At 74.0% G+C, this 22,225-nt stretch carries 6 protein-coding genes; all 6 read left to right on the forward strand.

What is annotated here, in order from left to right:
- Window position 1: 1 nt before the first annotated feature.
- The 6 genes from ACIRP7_RS24190 (at window position 2) to ACIRP7_RS24215 (ending at window position 22,197) form a co-directional block, all read left to right on the forward strand.
- Window positions 2-2,926 carry an amino acid adenylation domain-containing protein gene (locus ACIRP7_RS24190; RefSeq protein ID WP_403663118.1) on the forward strand — a complete coding sequence of 975 codons (2,925 nt, stop codon included), beginning with the start codon at window positions 2-4 and terminating at the stop codon, window positions 2,924-2,926.
- Complete coding sequence (locus ACIRP7_RS24195) at window positions 2,923-4,164, forward strand: cytochrome P450 (RefSeq protein ID WP_403663121.1); 1,242 nt, start codon at window positions 2,923-2,925, stop codon at window positions 4,162-4,164. Before ACIRP7_RS24190 ends, ACIRP7_RS24195 begins: the two co-directional genes overlap by 4 nt.
- 14 nt (window positions 4,165-4,178) lie before the next feature.
- Window positions 4,179-4,412 carry an MbtH family protein gene (locus ACIRP7_RS24200; protein WP_403663124.1) on the forward strand — a complete coding sequence of 78 codons (234 nt, stop codon included), beginning with the start codon at window positions 4,179-4,181 and terminating at the stop codon, window positions 4,410-4,412.
- On the forward strand, window positions 4,409-5,119 hold the full coding sequence (locus ACIRP7_RS24205) for an O-methyltransferase (protein WP_403663127.1): 711 nt from the start codon (window positions 4,409-4,411) through the stop codon (window positions 5,117-5,119). The genes ACIRP7_RS24200 and ACIRP7_RS24205 overlap by 4 nt, the downstream gene beginning before the upstream one ends.
- Window positions 5,120-5,160: 41 nt before the next feature.
- Complete coding sequence (locus tag ACIRP7_RS24210; RefSeq protein ID WP_403663130.1) at window positions 5,161-6,429, forward strand: cytochrome P450; 1,269 nt, start codon at window positions 5,161-5,163, stop codon at window positions 6,427-6,429.
- A gap of 138 nt (window positions 6,430-6,567) precedes the next feature.
- Complete coding sequence (locus ACIRP7_RS24215) at window positions 6,568-22,197, forward strand: SDR family NAD(P)-dependent oxidoreductase (RefSeq protein ID WP_403663133.1); 15,630 nt, start codon at window positions 6,568-6,570, stop codon at window positions 22,195-22,197.
- The last annotated feature ends 28 nt before the right edge of the window (window positions 22,198-22,225 follow it).

The following is a 22,225-nucleotide window of genomic DNA, read 5'->3' on the forward strand; positions in this document are numbered from 1 at the left end:
CATGGCGCGAGCGACACTCCCCACCCACGTGGTCACGCTGGTCGACGTCGACGGCCCCCTGGACGGCGCCGCGCTGCGGCAGGCCGTCGCCGAACTGGCGCGGCGCCACCCGCACCTGCGGTCGGCGCCGGACGCGGAACTGCCCTGGCGCGAGATCGACCTCGGCACCATGGACGGGCCCCGGCGCGAGGCCGAACTGGACCGGCTCGACGCCGAGGAGGACGAGGGCCCGGCGGTCCCGCTGCGGCTGCTGCTCGCCAGCCTCGGTCCCGAACGGCACCGGCTCCGGCTGAGCAGCGCCCCGGCGGCCGTCGACGCACAGTCGCACCGCGTGCTCATCGACGAACTGCTCACCGTGTACGGCGGAAGGAACGCTGACCTGCCGCGGGTGCCGAGCCACGCCGACTACGCCGGCTGGCTGGCCGTTCAGGACCGCGAAGCGGCCGACCTGGTCTGGTCGACCCACCTCGCCGAGGCCGAGCCGACCCTGGTGGGCGGCCAGGCGTCCCCTGTGCGGCCGGGCCCGGTCGAACGGGTCTCCGGTGAGCTGCCCGCGGACGTCGGCAGCGGCCTCCTGGGAATGGCCCGTGACCATGGGCTGGCGTTCGAGACGGTCGCGCAGGGGGTGTTCGGCATCCTGCTGGGCTGGCTGACCGGCCGGGACGACGTCGTACTCGGGGTCGCGGCCCGGCCGCGCTTCCTCGGGATCGACATCATGGCCGGCCGCTTGGCCGAGCCGAGGCCGGTGGTGGTGCGGGCCGCCGCAGGGGACGCGCTGCTCGACGTGTTCTTCCGGCTGGCCGATGAACAGGCCCGGCTCACCGGCGTCCTGGCGCCCCGCGCGGTCGACGGCATCTTCGACACGCTGGTCTCGGTCGACTGCGGCGAGCCGGCGTCGGTCGCCGACATCCGGGTGGTGGCCGTGGAACAACGGCCACAGGTGCCCGGTGCGCTCGCCTTCCGGGTGCGCGGGACGGGCGAGCGGCTGCGGCTCGACCTCGACTTCCGCCCGGACCTGCTGGAGCGCGCCGATGTCGAACGGATGCTGGAGGTGCTGACCCGGCTGTTCGGCGCCGTGGAGAAGGACCCGACTCAGCGCGTCGGCGCGGTGGACCTGCTGCCACCGGCGGAGCGGCGGCGCGTGCTCCAGGAGTGGAACGACACCGGCACAGCGGCACCACCCTGCACGCTCTCCGAACTCCTGCGCCGCCCGGTCGTCCGGACCCCGGACGCGACCGCGCTGATGTCGGCGGGCGAAACCCTCTCCTTCGCCGAACTCGGCCGACGTGCGGACCGGCTCGCCCGGCTGCTCGCCGACCGCGGAGCGCAGCCCGGACGGCTGGTGGCGCTGGCGCTGCCCCGTTCGGTCGACCTCGTCGTCGCCGTACTGGCCGTGGCCCGGACCGGAGCCGCGTTCGTGCCGATCGACCCCGGCTACCCCGCCGAGCGGGTCGCGTTCATGCTCGAGGACGCCGCGCCGTCGCTCGTCTGCACACACTCCACCACCGATCTCGCGGACCTGCCGCACTCCCTGCTCCTGGACCGGCCGGAGGTACGGGACGCGGTGTACGGGCACGCCGGGACGGACGGGACGGAGTACCCGTACCCGGTCCCCGCGCCGGCCGATGTCGCCTACGTCATCTACACCTCCGGCACCACAGGGCGGCCCAAGGGCGTCGTTGTGCCCCATGCCGGGCTCGTCGACCTGGCCACCACCATGGCCGAGGGCATGGGACTGGACGGTGACAGCAGGCTCCTGCAGTTCGCGTCGCCCAGCTTCGACGCGTTCATCGCGGAACTGCTCGGCGCCCACCACGTGGGTGCCGGGCTGGTGATACCGCCGGACGTGCCGCTCGCCGGTGACGCCCTCGCCGAGGTGATCACCGAGTACGACGTGACGCGTCTGCTGCTGCCGCCGGTGGCCGCCGCGAGCGTGGAGCCGGAGCAACTGACCGGGGTTCAGGGCCTTATGACCGCGGGGGAGGCCTGCTCGGCCGACCTGGTCGCGCGCTGGTCGCCGGGGCGCCGGATGGTCAACGCGTACGGCCCGACCGAGGTCACCGTCTGCGCCACCTGCAGCGAACCGCTGACCGGTGACGGCACGCCTTCGATCGGACGGCCGATCGCCGGCGCCTCGGTCTACGTGCTCGGCAAGGGACTTCAGCCGCTGCCGCCGGGTGTGCCCGGCGAGCTGTATGCGGCGGGCGACGGACTGGCGCGGGGATATCTCGGGCGTCCGGGGCTCACCGCGGAGCGATTCGTGGCCGACCCGTTCGGGCCGCCCGGCTCCCGCATGTACCGGACCGGTGACATGGTCTCCTGGCGGCCGGACGGGACGCTGGCCTTCCACGGCCGCGTCGACGACCAGGTGAAGCTGCGTGGCTTCCGGATCGAACTCGGCGAGGTCGAGACGGTCCTGTCCGACTGCCCGGGCGTCGTGCACGCGGCGGCCGTGGTCCGCGGCGGGGACGGGGAGCGCGACGTGCTCGTCGGGTACGTCACGCCCCAGGACGGAGTGACGCTCGACGCGGCCGACGTGCGGGAGCACGCATCCCGGTTCCTGCCCGACTACATGGTGCCCGCCGCCGTCGTCGTGCTGGACGCCTTCCCGGTCACCCCGGGCGGCAAGCTCGACCGGTCGGTGCTCCCGGCGCCCCGGGCCGTCGTGCCGGAGAGCGGCGGCCGTGCGCCGCGCACCCCAGCGGAAGACGTGTTCTGCACGATCTTCGGAGAGCTGCTCGGTGTCGCCCCGGTGGACGTCGACGCCGACTTCTTCGCCCTCGGCGGCGACAGCATGCTCGCCATCAGCGTGATCCAGCGGGCCCGCGCCGCCGGTTTCGCCGTCTCGCCCAAGGAGATCATCAACAACCCGACGGTCCGCGCGCTCGCCGCGGTCGCCACCTCCACGCAAGGCGGCGGCCGATGACGTCGCTGCCCCTGGTCTCACCCGACGAACTGGACGAACTGGACTTCGCCGACCTCCGGCTGCACGCCGAGCACGACCTGACCGAGGTGTGGCGCCGGCTGCGGGCCGAGCGCCCCTTCCACTGCCAGCCGGCGCGCGGCTCGCAGCCGGCGTTCTGGGTGATAACCCGGTACGCCGACGCGGTGGAGGTCTACCGCAGCCGGGAGTTCACCACCGAGCACGGCAACGGCCTGCCGACCCTGCTCACCGGAGGGGACGCGGCCGCGGGAACGATGCTCGCGGTGACCGACGGGCCGCGCCATCAGCAGATCCGCACGATTCTGACGAGGGCGTTCTCCCCGCGGGTACTCGCCGCCATCCGGGACGGCGTCCACCGCACGGTGGACGAACTCATGGCGGCGGCCGTCGCCAAGGGCGAATCCGACTTCGTCCGGGACGTCTCCGCGAACATCCCGCTCGGCGCGGTGTGCGACCTGCTCGACGTGCCGCGGCGCGACCGGCAGTACCTGCTCGGCCTCACCTCGCAGGCATGGAGTTCCGAGCACGCGGACGCCCCGCCGGAGGACTCCTGGACCGCCAAGAGCGAGATCCTGCTCTATTTCGCGGACCTGGCGCGGAACCGGCGCGGCGGTGACGGCAACGACGTGGTGAGCCTGCTCGCCAACTGCCGCATCGACGGGGAACCGCTCAGCGACGCCGAGCTGATGGCCAACTGCTACGGCCTGATGATCGGCGGCGACGAGACCGGCCGGCACGCCATCTCCGGCGGCCTGCTGGCGCTGATCGAGAACCCGGAGCAGTGGGACGCGCTCAAGAGCGGCGCCCTGAACCTGCAGACGGCCGCCGACGAGGTCCTGCGCTGGACCGTGCCCTCGCTGCACGGCGGCCGGATGGCCACCGCCGACGTCGAGGTGAACGGACAGCTGATCCGGGCGGGCGAGATCGTCAGCGCCTGGATCGCCTCGGCCAACCGGGACGGCGACGCCTTTCCCGACCCCGATCGCTTCGACCTCACCCGCACGCCGAACAAGCACCTGACCTTCGCCTTCGGCGCGCACTACTGCCTCGGCCACTACCTTGCCCGGGCCGAGATCGAGGCCGTGCTCGACAGCCTGCGCCGGATGGTGTCCGGCGTGCGGCAGACCGCGCCCGAGACCTGGATCTACTCCAGCGTCCTGCACGGCATGAACACCCTGCCCGTCGCGTTCGAAGCCGATCCGGCGGGTCTGTCCCCATGAACGAGGAGCACGGAGTGTCCCCTGTGTTCGAAGACGACGACGCGGACTATCTGGTGTTGCGCAACGGGGAGCGGCAGTACTCCCTCTGGCCGGCGTATCTCGCCGTACCCGGGGGCTGGCACGTCGTGTCCGGACCCGCCGCCCGCACCGACTGTCTCCTCCACGTCGAGCAGAACTGGCATGACCTGCGGCCGGCTTCGCTCGCCGCGACCGGCGACCGGACCCAGCAGAACGGAATACATTCGTGATCAACACATCATTGCCCATAGTCCCGCAGGACAGCGCCGACCAGCGGGAGGTCTTCGCCACCGCTCTGGTCCGCCAGGCGCCGCTGCCCGAGCCGCTGAACAGCGTCATGATGGAGATGGAGAAGGTCGCGAGGGACGAGGGCATCCCGGTCATCGGGCGCCTCGAAGGCGCGATCGTCCGGACGCTCACCGCGCTGCGCGGCGACGCCGTGACGCGCGTGCTCGACATCGGCACCGCGATCGGCTACTCGGCCCTGTGGCTGGCGTACGCGCTGCCCGAGGGCGGCAAGGTGACCAGCATCGAACTGGACTCCGAACGGGCGGCACGTGCCGCGGACTTCATCAGCCGCGCGGGCATGGCCGACCGCATCGAGATCCTCGTCGGCGACGCCTTCGAGCTGATCCCGGAGCTCGGTGCCTACGACCTGATCTTCCAGGACATCATGAAGCACCGGTACTTCGGCAGCGACCCCTCGCTCGCCACCGAGTTGCTCAAACTGTCGAAGGCGCATCTCGAGGTGAACGGCTTCTTCATGATCGACAACGCCTTCTGCGGCGGCGGCGTCGTCGCCGGGGAGTCGGCCGAGCACTCCAACGAGCTGATCGGCGTACGGAACATGAACAAGGCGCTCGCCGAGGATCCCGACTTCGACGGCGTGATCCTGCCGGTGCGCGACGGTCTCTGGATCGCGCGGCGCACGGCCTGAGGACCGGACGACAGCCCAACGACACCGACGAGGGGAGCGCCATGACGACCGGGCAGGACATCGAGGAGCTGGTGCGGTTCGTGCTGGCGCCGGGCAGGAGCGACGACCCGTTCGCCCACTACCTCCGGCTGCGTGAACTCGCCGACGTCCACCGCAGCGAACGAACGGGCATGACGCTCCTGTCGCGGTACGCGGACTGCCGGCAGGTTCTGGGCGACCAGGAGACCTTCCGGGTCGTCGACACCGACTGGATGGCTGCCAACATCCCCGGATGGCGGCCGTCGCCGGGCCAGGAGCAGTTCCTCTCGTCGCTGTTCTTCCGCAACCCGCCGGACCACACCAGGCTGCGGCGGCAACTGTCGCGGGGGTTCACCGCACGCCGGTTGCAGGTGCTGCGTCCGTTGGCGGAGAAGGAGGTGCTGCGCGCGCTCGACCGGCTCGCCGCCGTCCCGTCCGGCCAGGTCGCCGACTTCCAGGAACTCGTCTCCGTTCCGCTGAGCCTGGCAGTGCTCGGCGGCCTGCTGGGCATCCCGGCGAGTGAACACACCCGCTGCTGGACGCTGCTGAACGAAGCGGTCCCGGCACCCGACCCCGCCGCGGACGAGGCGGCCAGGGCGGCCATGAGCAAACGGGCGGACGAGGCCGCGGCCGAACTCGCCGCCTTCTTCACCGAGTTGATCGCCCGAAAGCGCACCGAGCCCGGCGACGACCTCGTCAGCGCCTGCCTGGCGGAACAGGTGGGCGACCCGGAGCAGTTGACCGACAGCGAGCTGGCGCTCGCGATGCTCCCCGTCTTCGGGGCCGGCCTGACGACCCTGAGCGACACCCTCGGCAACATCATGCACACCCTGCTGACCAACCCCGACCAACTGGAACGGCTCTCGGCCGACCCGACACAGGCCGAGCGGGCCGCCGCCGAGGCGTTCCGCCACTGCGGCGGTTACCACATCACCCGCCGCTATGCGACGCGCGACACCGAGATCCGCGGGGTTCCGGTCGCCGCGGGCTCGGTCGTGGTGCTCCTGCTGGCCGGGGCGAACCGTGACCCGGAGGCGTTCGGCCGACCGGAGGAGTTCGACATCGAGCGCCCCGAAACCGCCTCGCTGGCGTTCGGTTCCGGAATCCACCACTGCCTCGGCGCGGCGCTGGCGAAGCTGCTGGTCGAAACAGTGTGCGGGGCGCTGCACCGGGCGCCGGCGCTGCGCCCCGCCGGGGCGCCGCAGTGGCGGCCGTCCGTGCTGTTCTTCGGACCGGTGCGCCTGCCGGTCACGGTGGTGGCGGACCCCCGCACGGTGCGGCCGGCGCGGTAGCGGCCGACCGCCGCCGACAGCGCACGCACACAGACCCACTCGCTCCCGGACCGGCGGCACGGGGCGCCGTCGATCGGCGAACCGCACCGACGCCCCGACGCCCCGACGCGTTCGATTCGACAAGCCTGGAGGACGGACTTGAGCACGCCGGAACAGGATCTCGTAAAGGCTCTGCGCGCATCGGTCAAAGAGACCGCGCGCCTCCGGCAGAAGAACGCCCAGCTGCTCGCTGCCGCCTCCGAACCGATCGCCGTCGTGTCGATCGGCTGCCGCTTCGCGGGCGGGATCGCCGGTCCGGAGGACTTCTGGAAGGTCGTCTCCGAGGGCACGGACGTGTACACGCCGTTCCCCGACGACCGTGGCTGGGATCTCGAAGGGCTCTACGACCCCGACCCGGACACCCCCGGCACGACCTATGTGAACCAGGGCGCCTTCCTCCACGACGCGGCCCAGTTCGACGCGCGGTTCTTCGGGATCTCCCCGACCGAGGCCATGGCGATGGACCCCCAGCAGCGGCAACTCCTCGAGGTGTGCTGGGAGACGCTGGAGCGGTCCGGAATCGACCCGCAGAGCCTGCGCGGCTCCGAGACCGGCGTCTACGCCGGCATCGTGCACCAGGACTACGCGCCCGACCTTCCCGGAGTGGAGGACTTCCTCAGCCTGGAGCGCGCGCTCGGCAGCGCCGGCGGCATCACCTCCGGCCGGGTGGCCTACTGCCTCGGGCTGGAGGGCCCGGCCGTCACCGTCGACACCATGTGCTCCTCGTCGCTGGTCGCCATCCACCTGGCGTCCCAGGCGCTGCGTCGCGGCGAGTGCTCGCTGGCCCTCGCCGGCGGGGCCACCGTGATGGCCACCCCGGGCGGCTTCGTCGGTTTCGCACGCCAGCGCGGCCTCGCCTTCGACGGACGGTGCAAGTCCTTCGCCGCCGCCGCGGACGGCAGCAGCTGGGCCGAGGGTGTCGGCGTCGTTCTGCTGGAACGGCTCTCCGACGCGGAGCGCAACGGACACCGGGTCCTCGCCGTGATCCGCGGCTCGGCGGTGAACTCCGACGGCGCCTCCAACGGGCTGACCGCTCCGAACGGGCCCTCGCAACAGCGCGTCATCCGCAGCGCACTGGCGGCCGCGGGCCTGTCCACCGACGACGTCGACGCCGTCGAGGCCCACGGCACCGGCACCACCCTGGGCGACCCGATCGAGGCGCAGGCGCTCATCGCCACGTACGGGCAGGGCCGCGACCCGAAACGTCCTCTGCTCCTCGGCTCGGTCAAGTCCGTCCTCGGCCACACCCAGGCCGCCTCCGGTGTGGCCGCCGTGATCAAGACCGTGCTCGCGCTGCGCCACCGCCACCTGCCGGCGACCCTGCATGTGGACGCCCCGACCCCGCAGGTCGACTGGTCCGCCGGAACCGTCGAGCTGCTCACCGAGGGGCGCGAGTGGCCGAAGAGCGGCCGGCCGCGCCGGTGCGGCATCTCCTCGTTCGGCGCGAGCGGGACCAACGTCCACATGATCCTGGAGGAGGCTCCCGACACTCCGGAGGCCGAGGTCCCCGTCGCCGGTCCGACCGAGCCGGAGCAGAAGCTTCCGTTCATCGTCTCGGCCCGTACTCCGACGGCGCTGGCCAACCAGGCCCGGCTGCTCGGCGGCTCCGTCGACGACGGCGTCGCACTCGGTGACCTCGCTTCCACCCTGGTGACCGGCCGCGCGCTGATGAGCCATCGGGCCGTACTCCTCGCCCGCACCCGGGACGAGCTGCGCTCCGGACTCGCGCTGCTGGCCGAAGGCCGCGCCGGCACCGGGGTGATCACCGGTGCCGCGGGCCAGACCGGGCCCGGCAAGACCGTCTTCGCGTTCCCGGGGCAGGGCACCCAGTGGGCGGGCATGGGGCGCGAACTGCTCGACGCCTCTCCGGTCTTCGCCGTCCGAATAGCCGAATGCCAGGAGGCGTTCGAGCCATGGGTCGACTGGTCGCTGACCGACGTGCTCCGAGGTGACGGCACCGAGCTGGAGCGCGTCGATGTCGTGCAGCCCGTGTGCTTCGCGGTGATGGTCGCCCTGGCCGAGGTCTGGAAGTCCGCGGGCGTCGTCCCGGACGCGGTGATCGGCCACTCGCAGGGCGAGATCGCGGCGGCCTGCGTGGCCGGCGCGCTGTCCCTCGCCGACGCCGCCCGGGTCGTGACCCTGCGCAGCCAGGCCATCGCCGAAGTGCTGCCGCGCGGCGGCGGGATGGCCTCCGTCGGGCTGCCGGTGGACGAGGTGCGCGCACTGATCGAACCGTGGGCCGAACGGCTGCAGATCGCCGCGGTCAACGGGCCGTCCACGGTGGTTGTGGCCGGCGAGAGCGCCGCCCTGGACGAACTGACCACTCACGCGGCCGAACAGGACTTCCGGTTCCGTCGGATTCCCGTCGACTACGCCTCGCACAGCCACTACGTCGAGAGCATCAGGCCCACTCTGGAGGCCGACCTCGGCGGGCTGGCATCGTCGGCGCCGCGTATCCCCTTCTACTCCACGGTCGAGAGCCGGTGGCTCGGTGAGGAGGACCGGCTCGACGCCGACTACTGGTACCGCAATCTGCGGCAGACGGTCCAGTTCGATCCGGCCGTCCGGGAGCTGATCGCCCAGGACCACCGGGTCTTCGTCGAACTCGGAGCGCACCCCGTCCTGGTGCCGTCCGTCACCGACATCGCCGAGGAACTGGACGCGGACGTCCTCGCGGTCGGCTCGACGCGGCGGGACGAGGGTGGCACGGATCGAATCCTCGCCTCGATGGCCGAGGCGTTCGTGCGCGGCGTGACGGTCGACTGGAACACGGCCGTCCCCGAACGCGGGCCCGCCCCGGTGGAACTGCCCACCTACCCGTTCGACCACCAGCGGTACTGGATCACCATGCCCGGCACCGGGGCCGGCGCCGAGTCACTGGGCCAGGTGACCAGCGACCACCCACTCCTCGGCGCGGTGGTGGAACTGCCGCAGACCGACGGCCTGGTCTTCACCTCGCGGCTGTCGCTCTCCACCCATCCCTGGCTGGCCGGCCACCGCATCCAGGACACCGTGCTGGTGCCCGGAACCGCCTACGTCGATCTGGCCATCCGGGCCGGCGACCAGTTCGGCCACGGAGTCCTCGACGAACTCGTGATCGAGGCACCCCTCGTGCTCCCCGCCGAAGGCGCCGTCCGGGTCCAGGTCGCGGTCGGCGGCGCGGACGCGACGGGACGCCGCCCGGTCGAGGTGTACAGCTCCCGGGACGGGGAGGGCTGGACCCGCCACGCGGCGGGCATGCTGGCCGACTCCTACGCCGGCACCGGCGGCAGCGGATTCGACTTCGGCCAGTGGCCGCCGCCCGGCGCACGTCGGGAGGACACCGACGACTTCTACGCCCGCCTCGCCGAACGCGGATACGACTACGGGCCGGCCTTCGCCGGACTGACCGCCGTCTGGCGGCGCGGCGAGGAGATCTTCGCCGAAGCCGTGCTGCCCGCCGAACACCGCGAGAACATCGAGAAGTTCGGCATCCATCCCGCGCTCCTGGACGCCGCGCTGCACGCGAACGCCTTCCACCGGCGCGACGACGACCGCAACGTCCTTCCCTTCGCCTGGAACGGCGTCCAACTGCACGCTGCGGGCGCCGACGCACTGCGTGTCAGGGTCGCGCCGTGCGGTCCGGACGCCCTGTCCTTCGACGCCGCGGACGAGAGCGGGTCGCTGGTCCTGACCATGCAGTCCCTGGTCTCCCTGCCCATGTCGGACCTGAGCGCGACGCCCGCCCGTCAGGCCCCCGACACGCTCTGGCAGCTCGACTGGGAGCGCGTGCCGTCGGGGGCCGGGCAGCCGGCGGGCGACCAGGCCGTCGTCGCCACATCCGGTGACGTGGCGCGGATGGCGCTCGCCGAGGATCTGGGCGAGCCGGTGCCCGGCCTCGCCCTGCTCGACCTCACCGCACACACCGACGCCGACGCCGGCGCCGGTACCCGCACGGGGGACGATCCGCTGCCGCTGCTGGGCCGGGTGCTCGGAGTGCTCCAGGCCTGGCTCGACGAGCCGGTCCTCGCCTCGGTGCCGTTGGTCGTGGCGACCCGGGGCGCGGTACCGGCACCCGGCCCCGTCACCGACCTGGACGGCGCCGCGGTGTGGGGACTGCTGCGCGCGGCGCAGGCCGAGAACCCCGGCCGGTTCGTCCTGGTCGACATCGAGTCCGGAGCCGACCGGGACCGGGCGATCGCGGCGGCCCTCGCGACCGGCGAGCCGCAGACCGCCGTACGCGACGATGCCGTACTCGCGCCGCGACTGGGCCGCGCCCGGCTCACCGAACCCGACGCGCCCATGGAGTTCGCCGAGGACGGCACCGTGCTGATCACCGGCGGTACCGGAGTGCTCGGCGCGCTGCTGGCCCGGCACCTGGTGAACGAGCACGGGGTGCGTCGCCTGGTGCTGGCGAGCCGGCGCGGCACGGCCGCCGAGGGCGTGACCGCGCTCGTGGACGAACTGACCGAGCGGGGCACGTCCGTCGTCGTCGCCTCGTGCGACGTGTCGGACCGTGACGCGCTCGCCTCGCTGCTCGCCTCCATCCCGTCCGAGCACCCGCTGACCGGCGTCATCCACGCCGCCGGTGTCCTGGACGACGGCGTGGTCGCCGGCCTGGACCCGCACCGCATGGCCGGCGTGTTCGCGCCGAAGGCCGGCGCGCTGCGCCTGCTGGACGAGCTGACCCGCGAGCGGCCGCCCCAGGTCTTCGCCGCGTTCTCCTCGGCCGCGAGTGTCTTCGGCTCCGCGGGCCAGGGCAACTACGCGGCGGCCAACGCCTACGTCGACGCGGTCGTCTCGGCCCGGCGAGCGGCGGGGCTGCCCGCCGTGTCCCTGGCCTGGGGCCTGTGGACCCCGGTCACCGGGATGACGGGACAGCTCGCCGAGGTCGACCGCACCCGGATGAGCCGGGGCGGCGTCCGTCCGATGTCGACGGCCGAGGCACTCACGCTCTTCGACCTCGGCATCCGCTCGGGCAACCCGCTCCTCGTACCGATCCGGCTCGACCTCGGCGCCGTACGCGCCGAGGCAGCCGCGGACGGGACCGTTCCGCCGCTGTTCCGCGCCCTCGTGCGTCCGCCGCGGCGGACGGCCCAGGCCGGTCCCGGCGCCGCGAGTGCGCTGGCCCGCCGGCTCGCCGGGCTCTCCGACCAGGAGCAGACCGAGCTGGTGCTCGAACTCATCCGCACCGAGGTGTCGGTCGTCCTCGGGCTGGGCGAGGCCGACCCCGCCATGGACTCCGAGCGGTTCGGCGACATCGGCTTCGACTCGCTGACCGCCGTCGAACTGCGCAACCGGCTGTCCGCGGCCACCGCCGTCAAGCTGCCCGCCACGCTCGTCTTCGACTACCCCACGCCCCGCGTGCTCGCCCGGTACCTGCTCGAACAGGTGGGCGGCACGGTCGACGCCGTCGCACCCGTGCGCCAGACCGCGCCGGCGGAAGCCACGGACGACGACCCCGTCGTGATCGTCGGCATGGCGTGCCGGCTGCCCGGCGGGGTCACCTCGCCCGCCGAACTGTGGCAACTGGTCACCGACGGCCGGGACGGCATCTCGGAGTTCCCGGACGACCGCGGCTGGAACCTCGACGGTCTCTTCGACTCCGACCCCGACCGCGCAGGCACGGCCTACACCCAGCGGGGCGGATTCCTCCAGGACGCCGGGTACTTCGACGCCGCCCTGTTCGGCATCTCCCCGCGTGAGGCACTGGCCATGGACCCGCAGCAACGGCTGCTGCTGGAGACCACCTGGCAGGTGCTGGAGGGCACGGGCATCGACCCGTCGTCGCTGCGCGGGGAACGCGTCGGCGTCTACACCGGCATGTCGATCCACGACTACCTCGGCTCACTGGCCGACGTACCCGCCGAACTCGAAGGCTTCACCACCACCGCCACCGCGGGCAGCGTCGCCTCCGGCCGGGTGTCCTACGTGTTCGGGCTGGAGGGCCCGGCCATGACGGTGGACACCGCCTGCTCCTCGTCCCTCGTCGCGATCCACCTCGCGGCACAGGCGCTGCGCCAGGGCGAGTGCGAACTGGCCCTCGCCGGCGGCGTCGCCGTCATGGGCTCCCCGGTCGGTGTGACCGGCTTCTCGCGCGCCCGCGGACTGGCCGCGGACGGCCGGTGCAAGGCCTTCGCCGCGGCGGCCGACGGCACCGTGCTGTCCGAGGGCGTGGGCGTCGTACTCCTGGAACGGCTGTCCGACGCGCGGCGCAACGGTCACCGCGTCCTCGCGAAGATCCGCGGCTCCGCCGTGAACCAGGACGGCGCGTCCAACGGCCTCACCGCGCCGAACGGTCCGTCGCAGCAGCGGGTGATCCGCGCGGCGCTGGCCGCCGCCGGGGTCGCACCGGACGAGGTCGACGCGCTGGAGGCGCACGGCACCGGCACCACGCTCGGCGATCCCAGCGAGGCCGAGGCGATCATCGCCACCTACGGCCGGGACCGCTCGCCCGACCAGCCGCTGTGGCTGGGCTCGGTCAAGTCCAACCTCGGCCACACCCAGGCCGCGGCCGGCGTGACCTCGGTGATCAAGATGGTCGGGGCCCTGACGCGTGGCGTCCTGCCCGCGACCCTCTTCGTGGACGAACCGACACCGCACGTCGACTGGTCCGCGGGCACCGTCGCCCTGCTCACCGAGGAACGCCCCTGGCCGGAGACCGGCAGGCCCCGCCGGGCCGCTATCTCCTCCTTCGGCATCAGCGGCACCAACGCGCACCTGATCCTCGAACAGGCCCCGGCCGAACCGGCCGCGTCCGACGCCGCGGCCACCGCGCCCGAGCCATCGGACGACGGAGCCGACGCCGTACTGCCCTTCGTCGTCTCGGCGCACAACCCGGTCGCCCTGGCAGGCCAGGCGAAGCGGCTGCGCGCGGCCGTGGCGACCGGGCTGTCCCTGCCGGGCACAGCGCGGACTCTGCTCAACGGCCGTGCCCTGCTCGCCCATCGGGCCGTCGTCGCCGCGGCGGACCGGGAAACCCTCATCGAGCGGCTCGACGCGCTCACCGCCGGTGAGTCCGTCCCCGGCGCCACTGTCGGGACGGCGGCGGCCGGCGCCGCCACGTCGGTGGTGTTCGTGTTCCCGGGGCAGGGATCGCAGCGGCCCGGCATGGGAGGCGAGCTGTACGCCCGCTTCCCGGTGTATGCGGCGGCCTTCGACGAGGCCTGCGCCCGCCTCGACGACCGGCTCCGCGGCGCGATCGCCACCTCCGTGCGGGATGTCGTCCTCGCCGAACCGGACAGCCCGCAGGCGGCACTGCTGGACCAGACCGTCTACACCCAGGCGGCGCTGTTCGCGGTCGAGACCGCGCTGTTCCGCCTGGCCGAGTCGTGGGGCATCCGCCCGCGGATGCTGCTCGGCCACTCCATCGGCGAGATCACGGCGGCGCACGTCGCCGGAATGCTCTCGCTGGACGACGCGGCGACCGTGGTGGCCGCCCGCGGCCGACTCATGCAGGCGTTGCCCGCCGGCGGTGCCATGGCCGCCGTGGCCGCCGACGAGGACGAGGTCCGCCCGTTCCTCGGCTCCGGTGTCGACATCGCCGCCGTGAACCAGCCCTCCTCGGTGGTGCTGTCCGGCGACGAGGAAGCGGTGCTCGCCGCCGCCGACGCGCTGCGCGCACAGGGCCGCAAGGTCAAGCGGCTCCAGGTCTCCCACGCCTTCCATTCCGCCCGGATGGACCCGATGCTCGCCGAGTTCCGCGCGGCGATCGCCGACGTCACCTGGCAGCCGGCGCGGATCCGCATCGTCGCCCACCAGGACGGCGACATGACCAGCACCGAGTACTGGGTCGAGCACGTACGCCGCACGGTGCGCTTCGCCGACGGCATGGCCGCCGCGCTCGATGGGAGCGGACAGCTGTTCGTGGAGATGGGGCCGGGCGCCGCCCTGACCGCGCCGATGCTGGAGACGGCCGCCGCCGCGGGTGCCGAACCGCTGTGCACGCCGATGCTGCGCGACGGCCACGACGAGGCACAGACCGCGATCGGCGCGCTCGCCGAGCTGTTCGTACGGGGCGTGCCGACCGACTGGCAGGCACTGCTCCCGGCCGACGCGCCCCCCGTCGAGCTGCCGACGTATGCCTTCGACCGCACGCACTACTGGCTGAAGACGGCAGGCGGACGCACCGACGCGACCGGCCTCGGGCAGGTGGCCGCCGACCACCCGCTGCTGTCCGCCATCGTCCCCGTGCCGGACACCGGCGGGCTCGTCGGCACCGCCCGGCTCTCGTCGGCCACTCACCCGTGGCTGGACGAGCACCGGGTGCACGGGGCCACGGTAGTGAGCACCGCGGCCCTCCTGGACCTGGCTGTCCGGGCCGGCGACGAGGTCGGATGCGGGGTGGTGGCGCGCCTCGCCGTCGAGACCCCGCTGGTCGTTCCGCCGAACGCCGGGATGCGGGTGGAGGTCGCCGTGGGCGCGGCCGACGAGCAGGGCTGCCGTCCGGTCACGATCCACGGCGCCCAGGACGGTTCCGGCACCTGGGTCCGGCACGCGAGCGGTGAGCTGTCCGCGCGCACGCCGGTCGCCCCCGACCCGGAGCCGGAGGCATGGCCGCCGGCCGGGGCCGAGCCGGTCGAGACGCACGCGGAGAACCCCTGGCTGCTGGGCGTGTGGCGCCGAGGCGAGGACACGTACGCCGAAGTCGCGCTCCCCGACGACGGCAGCGACCCGGGTGGCACTGCGCAGTTCGGCCTTGATCCAGCCCTGCTGGACGCGGTGACGCGGGCGGTGACGGCCGACGCCACGGCCGCCACGGTGTGGGAGGAGGTCGTGCTGCACGCGAGCGGCGCACGCTGCCTGCGCGCCCGGCTGGCCCCGCTCGGAGACGACCGGTGGACCCTCGACGCGACCGACGAGTCCGGGATCCCGGTCCTGTCCGCCCGGTCCTGGACGGCGGCGCCGATCCGGCCGGAGGACGTGGGCACCAGCGCCGCCGCGAACGCGATGTACCGAGTCGTCTGGACCGCCACGGAACCGTCCCCGGCGCTGCCCGAGCGGACGGCGACGGCCCCGGTGGCCTGCCCGGCGGACGTGACGGCGTTCGCCGGGCGGATCACCGCACCGGCCGCCGGACCCACGCAGACCGCCGCGGAGGAGATCGGACACCGCGCACGGCAGCACGGCCTGCCGACCACCGCGGTGCTCGATGTCGCCGCCTGCCGCGACGCGCAGCCGCTGCTCGCGGACGTCCTCGCCGTGCTCCAGGCCTGGCAGCACGAGGCTCCGGCCGACGCCCGGCTCGTTGTCGTGACCCGCGGTGCCGTTCCCGCCGGCACGACCACCGTCACCGACGTCCCCTCGGCCGCCGTCTGGGGCCTGGTCCGCGCCGCCCAGGCCGAGACGCCGGACCGGATACTGCTGCTCGACCTCGATCCCGGGGCGGAGACCGATACGGCGGTCGCGACGGCCCTGGCCACCGGCGAACCGCAGGTGGCGGTGCGCGGCACCACACTCCTGGTGCCCCGCCTGGCGCCCGCCGGACCGCTCGCGGAGCAGAGCGCCGAGCAGCCCCTGGACCCCGACGGCACCGTCCTGATCACCGGCGGCACCGGCTCCCTCGGCGCCCTCGCGGCCCGCCACCTGGTCCGCGCCCGAGGTGTCCGGCACCTCCTGCTGGCCGGCCGGAGCGGACCGGCGGCCGAAGGCGCCGAGGAACTCGTGGCCGAACTGTCAGAACTGGGCGCCACGGTGACCGTGACCGCTTGCGACGTCTCGAACCGCGACGACGTGGCCGCGCTCCTCGCCGGCATTCCCGCCACTCATCCGCTCACCGCCGTCGTGCACACCGCCGGCGTCCTCGACGACGGGTTGCTCGGCGCGATGGACCCGGCCCGCCTCGCCGCGGTCCTCGGCCCGAAGGCCGAAGGCGCGCGGCACTTGGACGAGCTGACCCGGGACCGCGATCTCGCCGCGTTCGTGGCGTTCTCCTCGGCCGCCGGCCTGCTCGGCTCCGCCGGACAGGCCAACTACTCCGCCGCCAACGCCTATGTGGACGGGCTCATGACGGCACGCCGCGCGGCCGGCCGGCCGGGCGTGGCCCTCTCCTGGGGCCTGTGGGACCAGGCCGGCGGCATGACCGGGCACCTGGACGCCGCGGACCGGGCGCGGATGAGCCGTGGCGGCGTGCTGCCGCTGCGCCCGGAGGAGGGACTCGCTCTGCTCGACGCCGCCCTCGACAGCGGCGAGGCCCACCTGGTGCCGATCAAACTGGATCTCGCCGCGGCCCGCGCCGACGCGGCTTCCGGCGGCACGGTCCAGCCGCTGCTGCGGCAGCTCGTCAGGGCGCGCCGGCGCGCAGTCGGCACGGCTGCCGCGGGCGATCTGCTCGCCGCGCTCGTCGGCCGGTCCCCGGCCGAGCAGGAGACGCGGTTGCTGACCCTGGTCCGTTCCCGGGCCGCCCTGGTCCTGGGACACAGGTCCGCCGACGACATCGAGCCGGACAACGCCTTCCAGGCCGTCGGCATGGATTCGCTCGGCGGGGTGGAACTGCGCAACCGCCTGGCCGCCGCGACCGGGCTGACCCTGCCCGCCACCCTGGTCTACGACTACCCGACCCCCCGGCAGCTGGCAGGATTCCTGCGCGATGAGCTGGCCGGCACCGCCGCGCCCGCCGAGGCGGCACCGGTGGTGGCCGGAGGAGCGCACGACGACATCGCCGTCGTGGGACTCGGCTGCCGGCTGGCGGGCGGGGTGCGGGGAGTGGACGACTTCTGGGAACTGCTGGTCCGCCGCGGCGAGGGACGATCGCCGTTCCCGACCGACCGTGGCTGGGACCTGTCCACCCTCCCGGTGGAGGCCGGCAGCTTCCTGACGGACGCCGCGGAGTTCGACGCCGGCTTCTTCGGCATCTCCCCGCGCGAGGCGGTGGCGATGGACCCGCAGCAGCGGCTGCTGCTGGAGGTGGTGTGGGAGGCGCTGGAGGACGGTGGCCTCGACCCGGCCAGCCTGCGCGGCACCGACGTGGGCGTGTTCGTCGGCGTGATGGGCCAGGGCTACGGCATGTTCGGCGGCGACGCGCAGTCCGACGGCCTGCGCGGCACCGGCGGCGCGGTCTCCGTGGTCTCCGGCCGGGTGTCCTACGCGTACGGCTTCACCGGCCCGGCGGTGTCCGTGGACACCGCCTGCTCCTCCTCCCTGGTCGCGATGCACCTGGCCATCCAGTCGTTGCGCAACGGGGAGTGCTCGCTGGCCGTGGTCGGCGGCGTCACCGTGATGGCCACGCCGGGCGCATACGTCGAGTTCGCCAAGAACGGCGGACTCGCCGGCGACGGCCGCTGCAAGGCGTTCGCCGCCTCGGCCGACGGCACCGGCAACGGCGAGGGAGTCGGCGTGGTGCTGCTGGAACGCCTGGCCGACGCCCACGTCAACGGACACGCCGTCAGCGCCGTGGTACGCGGTTCCGCGGTCAGCCAGGACGGCGCCTCCAACGGGCTCACCGCGCCCAACGGGCCGGCGCAGCAGCGGGTGATCCGGCGCGCCCTCGCGGTCGCCGGGGTGGCGCCCGCCGACGTGGACGTCGTGGAAGCGCACGGAACGGGCACCCGGCTGGGCGACCCGATCGAGGCCCAGGCGCTGTTGGCCACCTACGGCCGCCGCGACCCCGAGCAGCCGCTGTGGCTCGGTTCGGTGAAGTCCAACATCGGGCACACCCAGGCCGCCGCAGGCGTGGCGAGCGTGATCAAGATGGTGCTGGCCCTGCGTCATCAGGCCCTGCCGGCCACCTTGCACGTGGATGCCCCCACGCCCGAGGTGGACTGGTCCAGCGGCACGATCCAGCTGCTGACCGACGCCCGGCCGTGGCCGTCCCGGCCCGGCCGGACCCGCCGCGCGGGCGTGTCCGCGTTCGGCCTCAGCGGCACCAACGCCCACCTCATCCTGGAGGAGCCGCCGCAGCGCCCGGGCGAGCCGGCGCAGAGCCCCGCCGAGGACGTCCCCCTGCCGTTCGTCCTGACGGCCGGGAACCCGGCTCGGCTGGCCGCGCTCGCGGCCCGGCTGGCCGACTTCGCCGAGCGCGGCACCGCGCCGTTGCCGACGCTGGCCGCCGCCCTGGCCCACGGGCGGACGCGCCACGAGACGCGAGCCACCGTGATCGCGGCCGACCGCGCCGAACTCGTCGACGGATTGCGGGCGTTGGGGACGGGCGACGCCGACCGTGCGCCGGCCGGCGGACCGTCCGGACCGGGCACCGAGGTGGTGTTCGTCTTCCCGGGCCAGGGCGGCCACTGGGTCGGCATGGGCCGCGAACTGATGGACCACTCGCCCGACTTCCGGGCCTGGGTGCAGCGATGCGACGCGCTGCTCGCCGAGTACGACCTCGACTGGACGCTGGAGCAGGCGCTCGGCGGCGAGAACGATCTGTCCCGGGTGGACGTGATCCAGCCCGCGTCGTTCGTGATGATGACCGGCCTGGCCCAGCTCTGGGCGGCCACCGGCGTGGTGCCGGACGTGGTGCTCGGCGCGTCGCAGGGCGAGATCGCCGCCGCGTGCGTCGCGGGTCTGCTGTCGGTGGAGGACGGGCTGCGCGCGATCGTGCTGCGCTCCCGCATGGCCGCGCGGCTGCCGTCCACCGGTGCGATGCTCGTGGTCGGCGTGAGCCGCGCCCGGATGACGGAGATGCTCGCCGACTACCAGGGCCGGGTGGAGATCGGTGCGGTGAACGGTCCGGCGACCGTGGCCGTCTCCGGCGAACGCGCCGCCATCGAGGAGCTGGCCGCCACCATGGCCGACCAGCAGCTCTGGTTCCGCAGGATCCAGGCGGACTACGCCTCCCACTCGTTCCTCGTCGACGAACTCCGGGAGCCGATGCTGGCCGCCCTGGACGGGATCGGGGAACGGCCGGCGCAGGGCCTCGTCCCGGGCTGCCGGTTCTACTCCACCGTCGACGGCCGCTGGATCGGCCCGGACGAACTCCTGGATGCCGCCTACTGGTTCCGCAATCTGCGCCGGCCGGTCGAACTGGACGCCGCCGTCCGCGCCGTGAGCGCCGACGCGCGGGCCGTGGTGGAGGTCTCCGCCCACCCCGGGCTGGTCCCCTCCCTTCTCGACATCATCCAGGACACCGGTCGGACCACGCCGGTGCTCGCCACCCTGCGGCGCCGTGAGGGCGGCCGGGAGCGGTTGACGACGGCCTTCGCGGAGGCCTTCGCCGCCGGGCTGCCGGTCTCCTGGGAGACGACAGTGCCGGCCGAACCCGCCGACTGGCGGGAACTCTGCCGCGAACTGCCGACCTATCCGTTCGACCACCGGCGCTACTGGCTGCGCAGCGCGCCGACGACCGACACCGGCGCTCTCGGGCTGGCGCGCACCGAGCATCCGCTGCTCGCCACGATGATCGAACTGCCGCAGTCGGACGGGCTGATGGCCGTCACGCGGCTGTCAGGGCACGACCAGCCCTGGCTCACCGCCGGCTCCGAGGGCGGTCCGGTCGAGGTGCCCGGCTCGGTCTGGGTCGAGCTGGCCATCCGGGTCGGGGATGAGGTCGACTGCGGCAACCTGGACGTGCTGGACCTACGGGCACCCCTGATTCTGGGCCCCGGCGACGCGGTGCGGCTGCAGATCTGCGTCGACGGCCTCGACGCAGCCGGCTGCCGCCCGGTGACCGTGCGGTCGGCGCCCGTGACGACGGACCGGCGCCGACCGGAGTGGACCCTGCACGCCCAAGGAGTGCTGTCGCCCCCGACCACTGCCGCCGCGCGCGAGCCGGACCCGGCCCCCTGGCCGCCGACGGGCGCCGAACCGGTCGCTCTCCACGAACTGCCCGGCGCCACCCTGCCGCCGGCCCTGCACGCGGTGTGGCGGCGCGGCGAGGACACCTACGCGGAGGTGGCCGTACCCGCGGACCAGGACTACGAGGCCGACCGCTTCGGCGTCCACCCGCTGCTGCTGGAGGCCGCGGCGCACGCGGCGGGCTTCCCCGCGGGTCACACCCCGTCGGCCTGGCAGCAGGTCGTGCTGCACGCGTCCGGCGCCTCGGCGCTGCGTGTCCGGCTGCGGCGGACCGGCGACGGCGTGAGCCTCGAAGCGGCCGACCGTACGGGCCTGCCGGTCCTCACCGCGGCCCGTGTCACGGCCGGGCCGGCGACCGTCGCACCGGCCGACCGGCGGAGCCGTGCGCTGCGGACCGAATGGGTCCCGCTCGACAACGGGCGGGCCGGCACCGCCGTCGAGGTCGTCACCGTGGACAGCGACAGCGCCGTGTTCGAACTCGCCGCCGAGCCGCCGACCGTGGGGGCTGTGGCTGCCGTGTTCGACGTGGGCGCCGGCCAGGAGCCCGAGGACGCCTGCCGTCGTGCGCTCGCCGTCGCACAGGCGTGGCTGGACGAGCCGGACCTGGAGGGCCGCCCCCTGGTGGTGCGCACCCGTGCCGCGGTGCCGGCCGGTCCCCGGGGCACCGGTCCCGCGGCGCTCGACCCGGCAGCGCCCGACCCGGCAGCGGCGGCGGTGTGGGAGATGCTCGCCGCGGTCCAGGCCGCGTACCCGGGACGGTTCGTACTGCTCGACGCCTCGCCCGGGGACGCCGACGCCTCGCCCGAGAACTCCGGTGAGGCGAGCCTCGGCCGTGTCCTGGCCGCGGACGTACCGCAGGCCGCCGTGCGGCTCGGCCGGGTGTACGTTCCGCGGCTGGTACCGGTCGATGCGACGGTAGATGCGACGATCACGACGGCCCCGCCCGTCGACCCGGACGGCACCGTCGTGATCGTCGGCGGCACCGGCACGGCCGGCGGCCGGGTGGCCCGGCACCTGGTCGCCGAGCACGGGGTGCGCCACCTCGTTCTCGTCGGCCGGGGCGGGCCTGCCCCCGAGGACACCGAGGACGCCGAGGCGCTTGCCGCCGACCTCACTGTGCTCGGCGCGTCGGTGACCGTCCGGGCCTGCGACGCCGACGACCGGGACGCACTGCGACGGTTGCTGGACGGCATCCCGGACGACCACCCGCTCATCGGAGTGGTGCACGCCGCGGGGCTGCCGGACGACACCCGGCTGGCGGAACTCGACGCGAAACGGCTCACCGAGGTGCTCGCCGCGCGCACCGTGTCGCTGCGGCACCTCGTCGACCTCACCGCCGACGACCGCCTCGCCCTGTTCCTGGTGATCACGTCGGCGACGGCCTTGCTGGGACCGGCGCATCATCCGGCGAACGCCGCGGCCGACGGCTTCGCGCGGGCGATCGTCGCCCGCCGCCGGACCGCCGGGCTCGTCGGCTGCGCCCCCGTGCTGTTGCCCGCCGCGGCCGTGACCGACGCCGACGGCACGCCGGATCAGGACGTGTCGCTGTCCGCGGTGTCCGAGGCGCTGCGCTCCGGCGAGCCGTTCCCGGTGCCCGGCCGGCCCGAACTGTGGGCCGCTCCGGCGGCGGGCCGTCCTGTGCCGCCGCTGCTGCGCGGGCTGGTACGGCCGCGTCGGCGGTCGGCCGCCCACACGGCGGAGCCGGGCGTGGGCGCCGAGAACGGGTGGACGGACCTGCTGAACGGGCAGAGCCCCGAGGAGCGGGAGCGGACCGTACTGGACCTGGTGCGCGCGCAGTTGGCCGAGGTACTCGCACTGGATCCGGCCGAGCCGGTCGACGCGCAGCGCGGGTTCTTCGAGCTGGGCCTCGACTCGCTGCTGGCGATCGAGCTGTCCCGGCGGCTCGGCGGCCGCACCGGCACCGCGCTGGCTCCCGCCGCCGTCTTCGGCCACCCGACCCCGGCGGCGCTCACCGGCTACCTGCTGGCACGCCTGGAGGACACGAAGGCCGATGCCTGACGGATCCTCACCCGCGGCGGTGACCGGA

The sequence above is a fragment of the Streptomyces sp. NPDC102270 genome (assembly GCF_044766405.1).
Taxonomy (GTDB): domain Bacteria; phylum Actinomycetota; class Actinomycetes; order Streptomycetales; family Streptomycetaceae; genus Streptomyces.